We start from the raw sequence: 12024 nt of genomic DNA, 5'->3' as shown, positions 1-12024 counted from the left end.
CCCCTGTGCCCGTGTGTCCTGTGGCCCCATGCCGCTCACACGATCTGAGTCACCGCACAGAACAGAAAACGGCTCCGAAGCGTTCTGGGCGGTGACTCAGACGACAACACCGGAACCGGACGACGTCGCTCAGCCGAAGGCCTCCAGCTCGCGCTTGACGACCTTGCCGATCGGGTTGCGCGGCAGCGGCTGATTCATCAGAACCACGTCGCGCGGCACAGCCGGGGCCATGAAGTTCTCCCGCACGTGGGTGCGGATGTCGTCCTCACTCAGCTCGGTGGACCCGTCGGTGACGACATAGGCCTTGACGCGCTGGAACTTCTCGTCGTCCTCCACCCCGACACAGTAGGACTCGGCAACGCCGTCCACCCGGTCGATGATGTCGGACACCGAGGTCGGCCAGATGTTCTCGCCGCCGACGATGATCATGTCGTTGTTGCGCCCCAGCACGCGCAGACGACCGGTCTTCGGGTCGATGACACCCTTGTCACCGAGGTCCAGCATGCCGTCACGGTAGTCAGGCTTGTCCCGGTTACCGAGGTATCCCTTCATGGACATGGCGTTGTGGGCGTGGATGATGCCGACCTCACCGGGAGCCACCTGCTTACCGGTCTCCGGGTCGAGCAGTTCCAGGCGGCCGTTCCACACCCGGTGTCCGGCGGTGAGCGGATCCTCTGCGAGGTCCTCCGGGGTGGCGTAGGCCACGAGCAGGCCTTCGGTAGAACCGTAGCCGCTGGACAGGATGTTGCCGTAGCGCTCCTGCAGGCCACGCACGAGGTCTTCGCTCATCGCGTTGCCGGCGTTGAGGATCCACGTCATTGTCGACAGGTCGTAGGACCCGTCATCCACGGCCAGGACGTCCTTGAGGAAGACAGCGGAGCTGAGCATGCCGGTGCACCTGTAGTCCTGCACCTGCTGCAGCACGACCTCGGGCTTGAACACACGCTGGGTCACCAGCGTGCACCCCGCGGTGATGGCCAGGACTGCGGCACCCCAGCCGAGGACGTGGAAGAGGCTCGCGGTCAGCTGGAGCCGGTCCCCGGCCTTGACGTCCAGGCCCTTGAGGACGGGGCCGAGGACGCCCACCGGGAAACTGGGCTCGGTGTGGGAGACAGCCTTGGGGGTGCCGCTGGTACCGGAGGACATCAGGATGACCCCGCCCTGGGTGGGACGGGCCGGGAATGCGTCGTTGTCGGGACCGGGGTTGGCCCAGAAGTCCTCGATCGTCGGATAGTCGATGTCCGTGCGGTGCCCCTCGGCGGCGTCCGCGTGGACGAGGGTGGCGCCGAAGTCGGTGAGGTCATCGGGGAACCGGTCGTCGAACTCGGAGTCGTAGAAGATGACGTCGAGCTTGTGCTCCTTGACGATCTCAGCGATCTGGTGCTTGCTGGCACCGACATTCAGCAGGAAGACGGTGTACCCGAGGTACCCCTTGGCTGCCAGGGGGAAGAGGAATCCGCGACCGTTGCGGGCCATGATGCCGACACGGCTGTCCGAGGTGATGCCGTGGCTGGCCAGGGTGTGGGCGGTGAGCCGGGAGTAGTTGGTCAGCTCCTGGTAGGTCAGTTCGCCGTCATCGTCGACGAGCGCCAGTCGGGAGGGGAACCGGGCGGTGGTCCCCTCGAGGAGGCCGGCGAGACTGGTGCCGTAGCGTCCCAGCGCCTTAGCCACCCCGAGACCGCCGGCAGGGGTGGATCCCTTGAGGAATCCTGTGTTCACGAAGGCCTTGGCACCTTTTACGGCACCTTTGAGGTCATAGGACAGCTGTTCAAACACTGTCGCTCCTTTTCTGAGTCTGTGGTTGGTGGTCTCGGTCGTCTCGGTGGTCTCGTACGTGGTCGTCTCGCGCTCCCCCGTGAAACGTACGCGCGGCATGACGAGGGGGCGGACGTCGGGGCGGCGCGCCAGGGCCGGGGTCGTCAAATTACTTTCGTCTACCATACCGGGCCGAGGCCGCCTGGCGTTACCTGGCGGCTCCGAACCCGGGCTGACACCTTCAGCCACATACGTAACAATTGCAACTTTAGCCACAGGGGTTACATTTTGGATGATTAGTGGATAAAGTCACGCTAATGTAACGTCGTTGTCCCAGGAAACGGTTCAGGAGACCGAATCCGTCTACGGCTTGTCGGGGACACGTCGGGACACATGACACGTTTCAGGAGAGGAACCTCAGTAATGAGCGCACGACACCGCACGGCATCGCGGGCAGGCCGCCGCATCGCCGGAATCGCAGCCGCCGCCGTAGCCACGGTCGCCGCCCTGTCCGGGACGCTGCTGTCAGCACCGGAAAGCCAGGCCGCCCCCGGAAACACCGTCGTCCTCGGCGACTCCATCGTCGCCAACCCGGACATCTACAACTGGGCTGCCGGCAAGGGCCTCCCCCTGCCCGACCCGATCCTCAGCGGTTCGGGTTGCGGCACGGACAACCGGTTCGCCAACTCCTACGGCCAGGCGTCCGGCAAGCACGTCGACAACTACTCCTGTGCCGGCGGCTCCTACCGCACCGGTGGCATGCACGTCACCGAGCAGGCAGACCGGGCCAACCGCGGAGGTGCCCTGAACGCCGGCACCAACGAGGTCGTCATCTGGGCAGGCGCCAACGACACCTACCCCTACATCCTCGGCGACAAGCTGCCGGTCTCGCAGATCGAGCGCCAGCTGCGCGACTCGGTGAACCGCACCGTCTCCCACGTCAAGCGCCTCGCCCCCAACGCCAATGTGAAGGTGCTGGGCTTCCCGCACATCACCAACGGCGCCGGCCAGGTCTGCCCGATCAACGTCATCCCGAACGTGCAGGTGCCGAGCGCCCTGATTCAGGTCTCCGACGTCGAGTGGGCTCTGGAACGTGCCTTGCGTGACGGAGCCACCGGCGCCGGTGGCAGCTTCGTCGACCTCAAGGGGCCGAGCCGCGGCCACGAGATGTGCTCGAACGACCGGTGGGTCGTCGGCCTGATCGACACCACCTCCGAGCGTCGTAACCTCCCGCTGCACATGACCGACACCGGTCTGCGTGCCATGGGACGCGCCGCCGCGAACGCCTGACACGTCCCCGTGTCCCCGCAACCGGGGCCCGACGGTCTTCTTCTGACCGTCGGGCCCCGGTTGCTTACGCTGGGACACATGGATCTGGACGGAACGACGTTGCTGGAGGGTCCCCGAGGCCGACGGATGGTGCTGGAGTACGTTATCGCCTGCGAGGACCGCCATGGCCGCGACAACCAGGGAACTGCACATTCCCTGTGGGGTATGGTCCGCCAGGCCGCCGAGTACCTGGTCCCTGTTCCCGAGGCTCGGAGATACGCGTTCCGGTCGTCTGCTGCCCCCGACAGCCCGTCACGAATCTACGAGGACCCTGGTTCCCCACCGGACCCGGATTCCAGGATCACCCCGGAACAGGTTGCCGAGCAGATCCTCCGGACAACCTTGCTTCCCCCGGACCCCGACCTGCTCCTGGCCGCGCTCACCACGTCTGTCGAATCCGCTGTGTACTGGCAGCACCCCGTGGGCCAGGATGTCCTCGCCGGCACAGCCCCCGTGCACGGGGCGCTGAAGAATACTGCCGCCCTCATCGCGGAATCCCCACACACCCGCTGGTGGTCCAGCCCGGCCGATCTTGCCGACCAGTGGTTCGTCTACTGGGGCAAACGCAGTGAGCGTACCCCGAGCACACAACGCCGTGGACTCAGTGACTGCGACATCCTCGAGAAGCTCACGACCTGGCGAATCGAACAGAAATCGACGGAAGAGAAGTACCGTCGGTCGGCAACCAAAGCACCCCTCTCCGGCTCCGGGGGAGCATGGTGGACAACACCTCCCGCGCCGGCACTCCCCTCGACCAGGACCTTCCCCGGTACAGAGATGCCGGTGGGAGTTCCGCTCCAGGAGGACCGGTTCGGCAGTACAGCCCATGCTTTCCCGTACGCACCGCCGCCGAATCCCCGTATCTACGAAGTCAATGAGCCTGAGGACTGGGTCAGACTGTGCGACGAATTCCCACTCGATCAGACGTACACGCTACGGAGAGAGTGGTTCAAAGTCACCGGACGCGACGGCCGATGGACAGTGCCGGACTGGTCCGCGGTCGCGGAGAAGTGGGATGCCGTCCACCTGACGGTCGCCGGATACCTGCGAACAGCCACCCGCGCAGTTCCGGTGGGTGCCCCTCCCGACGGCACGCAGTATCCGGAACCTGCGGAGACGATGATGGCCGGTTGGTCGCCGGACGAGACCTACTGGTTCCGGGAGCACGAGGCAGGTCCGTTCACCAGTGGTACTCGACGGTGGACCGATAGCGGCAGCGGAGAACTTACTCCGGTCGTCGGAGAATAGGCCCCGTCAGCGGGCGGTGTCCGCCAACAACGGCGTCAGCGTCTCCACCGCCCACTGCGTCCAGAGTGGCCCGGGGTAGGCGACGGCCCAGGCGAGGTTGCCCTCGTAATGTTTGCCGTTGGCCTCGAACGAGGGGTCGTTCCCCTCCGTGAAAGCGTTGTTGGTGATCACCAGGCTGTGTCCGTCCCGGACGGCGGGGATGCTACGGAACACCGCACTGTCCTCGAGCTCGCCGATCCGTCCGTCGGAATTGTCGAGGACGATGACGACATCGGCGGCCAGGTCGTCGACCCGTTCCCCGCCGAGCTGCACGCCCTGAAGCTCCGTGGTCTCCGGGTCTTCATCGAAACCCATCTCACTGAACAATGCCGCCGCATCGCCACCGGCAGGGTTGAGCAGTCTCATCTCGTCGAGCCCGAAGTACTGGATCAATGACACGGTCTTACCGGCGAACTCCGGGTGCTTCTTGCGGACGGCGACCACGGCGTCCTCGGTCTGTTGGACGACCTCGTCGGCCCGCTCCTCCTCGCCGAGCGCCTCGCCCAGGTTGATGAGGGTCTGCTGCCAGTTGCCCACGATGTCGTCCTGGGTCTCCGCGGCAATGACCGGCGCGATGTCCGACAACTGGTCGTAGACATCCTTCAGGTCAAGCTGACTGGCGATGATCAGGTCGGGGTCGGCCGCCGCAAGCTCCTCCATCGGAGGCATCCCATTCTCCGTGTACTCGAAGGTCGCCGCCGGATCCTTGCTCAACGCGTCAAGGGTCCAGGTCTCCTGTTTGACGGTGTTCTCGGGCACAATCACCGGAGTCTCACCCATCGAAGCGACGATGTCGGTGTCCTTGTACCCCACCGCGGCAATGCGTTCCGGACGAGCCTCCAGCGTGCTGTCACCCCAGGGCGAGCTGAACGTCACCGGAGTGAAATCCTCATCGGCGGTGGACGAGGCGTCACCTCCCCCGTCACCGGAGGAACAGGCGGCGGACACCAACGACACGGTGGCTACGAGAGCAACAAGTGTTGACCGCACCCGGGCCGGCCGGTCTCCACCCCACCCGACAGCACGTCCGTGGACCATCGTGACAGCCATGGGGATACTTCTCCTCGGTCAGGGAAACGTCGACCGACTTATCGTACACCCAGGAAAGGCTCCCCTGGCTGACGATGGAGTCCTTCTCAGCGCTTCCGCTTCGTTGCCGTCTCCCCTGTCTTCTTCGCCGCCTCTGCAGCGCGGGCGGCACGGTTCGCGGCACGTACCAGGGGGACGAGGCTGACGATGACAACCACAAAGGGGACAACCCCCAGTGCGGTCACCCATGCACCATCGAAGATGAACGACAGGATGATGATCAGCACCGCCAGCACGGACGTTCCCAACGTCACCGTCCTGGCCATCGGGGCCGCCGCCTCGTGGCCCGCCGTCCACGCGTCGTCACTGGCTTTCGTGGCGGACGTCCGGATCCCCACCGCTCCGGATCGTGGCAGGTCGCCTCGGGCAGCAGCCTTCGTCACCTGCGAGATGACCATGGACAGAACCACCGCCATGACCGCCGGAAACGCCACTGCCATCAATGCATCACTCATGAGCAGCATCCTACGGGACTCCGTTTTCCACCCGTCCAGCCCGTAGTATGTCCCCATGTCACCAACCCCGCCCGACAACGACGGCCGCTCCGGAGATCCTGTCGCCCGCGACAGGCACGGTCGGCCGATCCTCGACCGTTACGGGCGTCCCGTACCCCGTCGTTCCTCGGGCGCGGTTCCGCCGCCACAGGACGCCACCCGCGCCTACGGAGGGGAACACCGGGCGGAACCACGGCACCGGGCGGCAGGCGAGGGCCAGGCCCGGTCGCAGAATCAGGCCCAGCCGCCGCAGTACCGTCGGCAGCCGGAACAGCCGCCACAGGCCGTCCCTTACCAGCCGCCGCGGCAGGAGTACGAGCCGCAACGGCAGTACCGGCAGCAGCCGCCGCCTGAGCAACCGTCCGGGCAACCGTCCGGTCCGCCACCACGGTCCCGACGACCACGCAAGCGTCGGCGGATCCGTCCCCTACGGATCATCGGAGCACTGCTCCTGGTGATCATCCTGGTCGCCGGCGGCACCGCATGGTGGGTCGACTCGAACCTCAACCGGGTCGACGCACTGACCAACTACGAGGGCCGCATCGGCAATACGTCAGGAACGAACTGGCTGCTCGTGGGCTCCGATTCCAGGGCAGGGATGAGTGAAGAGGACGGCGAACGGTACGCCGCCGGTGACCTTTCCGACGGTGGGGCCAGGACGGACACGATCATCGTCGTCCACGTCCCCTCTTTCGGCGGCAAGCCGACCATGGTGTCCATCCCCCGCGACTCCTATGTGTCGATCCCCGGTTACGGCGAGGGCAAGATCAACTCCGCGTTCTCCTTCGGTGGCCCGCAGCTCCTGCAGCAGACCGTCGAGGGCGCCACGGGGATGCGCATGGACCACTACATGGAGATCGGGTTCGGTGGCTTCGGGAAGATCGTCGACGCGGTCGGTGGAGTGGAACTGTGCCCGACCGAAGCCATCGACGACCCGATGGCCGGACTGAATGTCGAGGCAGGCTGCCAGGAGATGGACGGGCCGACGGCTCTGGGCTACGTACGCACGCGGTACACCTCAGCCAACGGTGACCTGGACCGGGTGGAACGCCAGCGCGAGTTCCTCAACGCCGTGGTCTCGAAGGTCGGGTCGTTCGGCACCCTCGCCAACCCTTTCCGGGCCCTTCCCCTGATCAACGCATTCTCCGACGCACTGACCGTGGACGAGGGCGATCACGTCTGGCACCTCGCACGCCTCGCGCTCGGCATGATCCGCGGCGCGGAGCAGCAGACCGTCCCGGTCGGCGGATTCGCCGACACCGACGCGGGAAGTGTGGTCCTCTGGGACGACGGTGCCGCCGAGGAGCTCTTCAGCGAACTGCGCTGACCGGCGCTGACGGGCGCCAACCGGTTGCTGTCAGTTCAGGACGGCGAGCGCGGCGTCGTAGTCGGGCTCGGTGGTGATCTCCGGGACCAGCTGTGAGTGCAGGACGGTGCCGTCGGTGTCCAGGACGACCACCGAGCGGCCCAGCAGGCCGGCGAGCGGGGAGTCGGTGAGAGTCACACCGAAGTCCTCACCGAAGGAGGATCGGAAGGCGGAGGTGGCCTCCACGTTCTCGATGCCTTCTGCGGCACAGAACCGTCCCAGTGCGAAAGGGAGGTCCTTCGAGACGGAGACGACGGCGGTGTTCTCCAGGTCGGTGGCCCGTTTGTTGAACTCCCGCTCGGACGCGGCACAGACGCCGGTGTCGACCGAGGGGAAGATGTTCAGCACCACGCGCTTGCCGCGGAGCGAGTCGCCGTTGACGTCCTTGAGCTCGGCGGACACGGTGGTGAAGTTGGGTGCCTGCTCGCCGACTGCGGGCAGGTCACCGACGGTGTGGGCGGGGGTTCCTTGGAATGCGGTATCAGCCATGCCACCCATGGTGGCACAGATTGCCGATCAGCGGATCGTGACCTCGCGGGCGATGATCGTCTGACGCGACTTCTGCTCCTCCGCGGTGAGGGAGCCACCATCCGCGATCTCGGACAGCGCGGTGGCGATCCGGGCGTCCAGTTCCTGCAACGGTGCCGCGAACTCGCTGGCGTCCATGGTGTTGTCCAGGTCGAATACGGGGACGAGGATGCCGTGGGTGCGGAAGACGCCGGCGAAGCGTGTGTCCTCGCCGAGGTTCAGCTGGCCTGCGGCGTGGACGCGGGCGAGCGCGGGGAGCAGCTGCGCCTCCGTCTCCGGCCGGACCCAGCGGATGTGCGCCTTCTCCCCCGGGTCGATCCACCAGGCGGATCCGGTGATCTCCGCATCCACACGCGTGCTCGGCAGGACCGAGGCGTTGGCCTGGTCGAGGGAGGCGACAACCTGCGGGTTGTCACGCTGGTCCTCGGTGAGCCACCAGTTGAAGTCGTCCCGCACCTGGATCGTCGGCTTCTGGTCGGCGACGAGGAGGGAGGACAGGGCCGGCTCCGAACCGTCTGCGACGGCGACCTCCAGGCTGCTGCCCGGTGCCGCGTCCCTGGCCCAGTCCAGGGCGAAGGCCAGGTCCCGGTTGGGGTTGTCACCGCGGTGCTGGGTCTGCAGGGCGACCAGTGCTTCGCCGCCCTCCTCGTCGGCCCGGACCAGTGCTGCCGCGGCCCCGGGGAGGACGGTGCAGATCGTCACCGTGCGGGTGAAACCGGCGTCCTTCTCCGTCTCCGCGGTGAAGTACGCGGAGGGGACGAACTCCTGCAGCGCAATCAGGTCGGCCTCGGCGGCGAACCCGTCGTAGGGGCGGGGGTCGCGCTCCAGCGCGGCACGCTCGGCGGCACGCTTGGCGAGCTTCGCCTGACGACGGCTCATGCCCTCCGGCAGATCGTCCTGGTTCTTGTTCTTCCTGTTCTTCTTAGCCACGGCCCACAGTCTAGCGGTCAGGGAAGTCTCACGGCGCCGTCGAGCACCCGTCGGGCGTGGTCGGGGTAGTCGGTGGCGGCCCACCTGACACCGTGGCGATGCAGCCAGAGGAGATCGTCCCGCCGGTTGGCGGTGAAGACGTAGGTACGGTCACCGGCGCCGACGACCTGCTGCGGCGCCTGCCGTGCGCGGTACACCGAGAATCCCTGCGACGGGGCGACGTCCATCGGCTCGACGTGTTTCAGCAGGCGCCACAGGACGTACTCCTTCCGCAGGTAGATCCGGTGAATCTTCGGATTCAGGGCGGAGAATCGGGCCAGGGAGCCGTGGTCGAAGGAGATCAGGTGGACAAGGCCGTCCGGGCCACCGTCCGCCAGGCCGGCGGCATGCAGTTCGCGGTTCATCGCCGCCTCGAGACGTCCGTCACGCTCACCGGCGCTGCCCAACCGTTTAGTCTCGACGAAGAGCTCGGGCCGGTAGTCACTGGTCTGTGCGTCCTGGATGAACCCGAGCAGCTCCTGCAGCGTCAGGACACGCTGGGGGCGTTCCGCTGTTCCCACGTTGAACTCCCGGAGCTGCGCCAACGACATCGCCGCGACGGTCCCGGTCCCGTCGGACGTGCGGTCGACCGTGGCGTCGTGGATCACGACGGGGACTCCGTCGGCGGTGAGTCGAATATCACACTCGACCCCGTCCGCCCGCTGCTCAACGGCGAGTTCATAGGCGTCGAGGGTCAGTTCAGGCCGGTAACCGCTCGCCCCGCGGTGCGCGATGATCTTCACGTCCCCCATTGTTACCCGATCCGGCCGATGGTGCGGACCGCCGCACTGTAGTATGACTCCCCGTGGCAGATTTTCCGGCAGGTGTCCGACCCCCTCTGCACGGGGGCCCGGCACGGGACGTCCCGAGCAGGTCGGTCAGCGACACCGCGCTGGTGTTCGAGGGTGGGGCCATGCGTGCCGCATTCTCCTCTGCGATGGTCCAGGCCCTGCTCGAGGAAGGCATCCAGTTCGACTGGACCTACGGCAACTCGGCGTCGGCCGTGCACGTGGCCACGTACCTCTCGAATGACACCCGGCTGGCACGCGACTACTTCACCGTCTTCCCCGGGGACCCCCTCTTCGGCGGGATCCGGCCGTTCCTCCGTGGCGACGGATTCTTCAACGCGCGCTACATCTTCGGCCCCGACGCCCAGGTCGAGGACCGGAGCATGGTGCCGGACTGGGATGCGATCACCGCCAGCCCGGGGAACTTCCGTATCTCCGGCTTCAACGGCCGCAGCGGCGAGACGGTGCACTGGTCACGTGAGGACATGCACGGCCTGGATGATTTCCTGCGCCATGCGCGTGCCTCCGCATCGCTGCCGATCGTCATGCCGCCGACGAAGATCGGCACCGAGGTCTACTTCGACGGCGCGTTCGGTTCCACCGGAGGCATCCCGGTGGATTCCGCGATCGAGATGGAAGGCTTCGACCGATTCCTCGTGGTGATGACGCGCACCCGGTCCTACCGTAAGAGCGCCTCGAAGTTCACCTGGTTCGTGAAGCGGGCGTTTCCCCAGTACCCGGCCCTGGCACAGTCGATGCTGGACCGTCACGCCCGGTACAACCGGACCCGGGACTGGATTTTCGAGCAGGAGAGGCGGGGCAAGGCGTACATCTTCGCCCCGCACCGGATGCCCCTGGGTAACGGCACCCGCAAGCTCAACGAGCTGGCGGAGACCTATGAGGCGGGACTGGCCCAGGCTCGCGAGGAGATGCCGCTGATCCGGCGCTTCCTGCGGGTCTGAGCTCCGCACCCGACTATGCGCCGCGTCAGAGCCGGAAGACTCCCGCATCATCCATGACCTGCTGCAGCGTGTCCGCAGAGGTGTCGAACTGCCCCTGCTCTGTGTCGTCCAGACCGAGCTCGATGACCTCCCGGATACCCCGACGGTTGATCACGGCCGGGGTCCCGATGTAGATCGCCGGGTCGTCATCCCTACCGTACTGGCCGTCGACCAGTGCCGACACCGGCAGAACGACATCCTCGTTGCGCAGGACGGCCCGACTGATCCTGGCCATCCCGACGCCGATACCGAAACTCGTGGACCCTTTCGCGTTGATGATCTCGTAGGCGGCGTCGCGGGTGCGTCGGAAGATCTCACTGACGCTCTCCCCACCGTCGGGCGACTGCGCCAAGCGGACGGGCAACGGTACACCCGCGACGGAACCGGCGGACAGGACCGGAAGCTCGGTGTCCCCGTGCTCGCCGATGACGTAGGCGTGGACCGAGGTCGGGGACACCTGGAAGTACTCCCCGAGAGCGGACCGGAAACGGGCTGTGTCGAGAATGGTGCCCGAACCGATGACCTGGTTCGAGGGAACCCCGGAGATCCTCCACGTGGCGTAAGAGAGAATGTCGACCGGGTTGGACGCCACCAGGTAGATGCCGTCGAAGCCGGAGTCGCGGACTTTACCGACGATGTCCCGGAAAATGGACACATTCTTACCGACGAGATCCAGGCGGGTCTCCCCGGGCTTCTGTGCGGCCCCGGCGCAGATGCAGACGATGGACGCGTCGGCACAGTCGGAGTAGTCGCCCTGGGTGACCCGTGTCCCGTGACCGGACCAGGGCACCGCATGGTTGAGATCCTGGACGTGACCCCAGGTCTTACGCTCGTCCACGTCGATGATGACGAGATGGTCACAGAGTCCCTGGTTCACCAGTGCGTAGGCGTAGGCCACGCCCACGTCCCCCGCCCCGATCAGAACGATCCTCGTACCTGCGCTGGCTCTCATGGCTGCTCCTGTGGGTGTCGGTCGGCGTGCGTGGGCCACGGTGAATCAATCCCCAGCGTACCCCGAGAGGTGGAACACTGCAGGTGGGATGGGATTTAACGGGTGCATTCATATGTTCAACCCATTGAACTTACTAATTCAATAGGCAAATCATTGCGAGGTGCACGGAAACTGACCACACTGGTGGACGGACAAACGATTACCGACAATGAAAGGATCGAGAACATGGCTGTCTACGAGCTTCCCGACCTCCCCTACGACTACGACGCCCTCGAGCCGCACATCTCCGCCGAGATCATGCAGCTGCACCACGACAAGCACCACGCCACCTACGTCGCTGGCGCCAACACCGCCCTCGACGCCCTGGAGAAGGCCCGCGAGGAAGGCACCAACCCCGACCAGATCCGCGCCCTGTCCAAGAACCTCGCGTTCAACCTGGGCGGCCACACCAACCACTCCATCTTCT

The 12024-nt window shown here is 66.0% G+C and carries 12 protein-coding genes; 5 read left to right on the top strand and 7 right to left on the bottom strand.

Going from position 1 to position 12024, the window contains the following annotated elements; all coding sequences use genetic code 11:
- Positions 1-129: 129 nt before the first annotated feature.
- The gene (locus BJF89_RS10010; RefSeq protein WP_255372586.1) at positions 130-1923 is read right to left on the bottom strand and encodes an AMP-binding protein; all 1794 of its coding nucleotides are present in this window, start codon (positions 1921-1923) and stop codon (positions 130-132) included.
- Positions 1924-2178: 255 nt separating this feature from the next.
- Here BJF89_RS10010 and BJF89_RS10005 point away from each other — a divergent pair, with 255 nt between their 5' ends.
- Positions 2179-3045 (top strand): GDSL-type esterase/lipase family protein, encoded by an 867-nt coding sequence (locus BJF89_RS10005; RefSeq protein WP_075814505.1) that lies wholly within the window; start codon positions 2179-2181, stop codon positions 3043-3045.
- 78 nt (positions 3046-3123) lie between these two features.
- Entirely contained in the window at positions 3124-4332 is a 1209-nt protein-coding gene (locus BJF89_RS10000) for a hypothetical protein (RefSeq protein ID WP_139311977.1), read from the top strand.
- Positions 4333-4338: 6 nt separating this feature from the next.
- Here BJF89_RS10000 and BJF89_RS09995 read toward each other — a convergent pair whose 3' ends face one another.
- Both BJF89_RS09995 and BJF89_RS09990 read right to left on the bottom strand, forming a co-directional pair.
- Positions 4339-5421: an ABC transporter substrate-binding protein gene (locus BJF89_RS09995; protein WP_075814501.1), complete on the bottom strand. Its 1083-nt coding sequence runs from the start codon at positions 5419-5421 to the stop codon at positions 4339-4341.
- An 86-nt stretch (positions 5422-5507) separates the two neighbouring features.
- A complete protein-coding gene (locus tag BJF89_RS09990) occupies positions 5508-5915 on the bottom strand; it encodes an SdpI family protein (RefSeq protein WP_075814933.1) in 408 nt (135 codons plus the stop codon).
- 55 nt (positions 5916-5970) lie between these two features.
- Here BJF89_RS09990 and BJF89_RS09985 point away from each other — a divergent pair, with 55 nt between their 5' ends.
- On the top strand, positions 5971-7281 hold the full coding sequence (locus tag BJF89_RS09985) for an LCP family protein (RefSeq protein WP_083650638.1): 1311 nt from the start codon (positions 5971-5973) through the stop codon (positions 7279-7281).
- A 30-nt stretch (positions 7282-7311) separates the two neighbouring features.
- On the opposite strand, the gene tpx is transcribed toward BJF89_RS09985, so the two are convergent.
- The 3 genes from tpx to BJF89_RS09970 form a co-directional block, all read right to left on the bottom strand.
- Positions 7312-7809 (bottom strand): thiol peroxidase, encoded by a 498-nt coding sequence (gene tpx, locus BJF89_RS09980; RefSeq protein WP_075814929.1) that lies wholly within the window; start codon positions 7807-7809, stop codon positions 7312-7314.
- Between the two features lie 27 nt (positions 7810-7836).
- Entirely contained in the window at positions 7837-8727 is an 891-nt protein-coding gene (locus BJF89_RS09975) for a DUF5926 family protein (protein WP_075814927.1), read from the bottom strand.
- A gap of 68 nt (positions 8728-8795) precedes the next feature.
- Complete coding sequence (locus tag BJF89_RS09970) at positions 8796-9569, bottom strand: glycerophosphodiester phosphodiesterase family protein (RefSeq protein WP_083650637.1); 774 nt, start codon at positions 9567-9569, stop codon at positions 8796-8798.
- Positions 9570-9622: 53 nt separating this feature from the next.
- Between BJF89_RS09970 and BJF89_RS09965 the strand changes: the two genes are divergently transcribed.
- Positions 9623-10567, top strand: coding sequence for a patatin family protein (locus BJF89_RS09965; protein ID WP_075814499.1), 945 nt, complete (start codon positions 9623-9625; stop codon positions 10565-10567).
- A gap of 25 nt (positions 10568-10592) precedes the next feature.
- Here BJF89_RS09965 and BJF89_RS09960 read toward each other — a convergent pair whose 3' ends face one another.
- Positions 10593-11558: an L-lactate dehydrogenase gene (locus tag BJF89_RS09960; protein ID WP_075814497.1), complete on the bottom strand. Its 966-nt coding sequence runs from the start codon at positions 11556-11558 to the stop codon at positions 10593-10595.
- A 225-nt stretch (positions 11559-11783) separates the two neighbouring features.
- On the opposite strand from BJF89_RS09960, the gene BJF89_RS09955 reads away from it, so the two are divergent.
- Positions 11784-12024 (top strand): superoxide dismutase (locus tag BJF89_RS09955; protein WP_369803697.1); only part of this gene is annotated, 241 nt, incomplete at its 3' end.

The sequence above is a fragment of the Corynebacterium sp. CNJ-954 genome (assembly GCF_001942345.1).
Lineage (GTDB): Bacteria > Actinomycetota > Actinomycetes > Mycobacteriales > Mycobacteriaceae > Corynebacterium.
The sequence above is the reverse complement of the archived record's forward strand: the minus strand, read 5'-3'. Positions and strand labels throughout refer to the sequence as shown.

Bases quoted from the DNA above. Each gene is read 5' to 3' on its own strand.
- BJF89_RS09975 (WP_075814927.1), bottom strand. From the start codon at position 8,727: ATGAGCCGTCGTCAGGCGAAGCTCGCCAAGCGTGCCGCCGAGCGTGCC.
- BJF89_RS09960 (WP_075814497.1), bottom strand. From the start codon at position 11,558: ATGAGAGCCAGCGCAGGTACGAGGATCGTTCTGATCGGGGCGGGGGAC.
- BJF89_RS09995 (WP_075814501.1), bottom strand. From the start codon at position 5,421: ATGGCTGTCACGATGGTCCACGGACGTGCTGTCGGGTGGGGTGGAGAC.
- BJF89_RS10000 (WP_139311977.1), top strand. From the start codon at position 3,124: ATGGATCTGGACGGAACGACGTTGCTGGAGGGTCCCCGAGGCCGACGG.
- tpx (WP_075814929.1), bottom strand. From the start codon at position 7,809: ATGGCTGATACCGCATTCCAAGGAACCCCCGCCCACACCGTCGGTGAC.
- BJF89_RS09970 (WP_083650637.1), bottom strand. From the start codon at position 9,569: ATGGGGGACGTGAAGATCATCGCGCACCGCGGGGCGAGCGGTTACCGG.
- BJF89_RS09990 (WP_075814933.1), bottom strand. From the start codon at position 5,915: ATGAGTGATGCATTGATGGCAGTGGCGTTTCCGGCGGTCATGGCGGTG.
- BJF89_RS10005 (WP_075814505.1), top strand. From the start codon at position 2,179: ATGAGCGCACGACACCGCACGGCATCGCGGGCAGGCCGCCGCATCGCC.
- BJF89_RS09985 (WP_083650638.1), top strand. From the start codon at position 5,971: ATGTCACCAACCCCGCCCGACAACGACGGCCGCTCCGGAGATCCTGTC.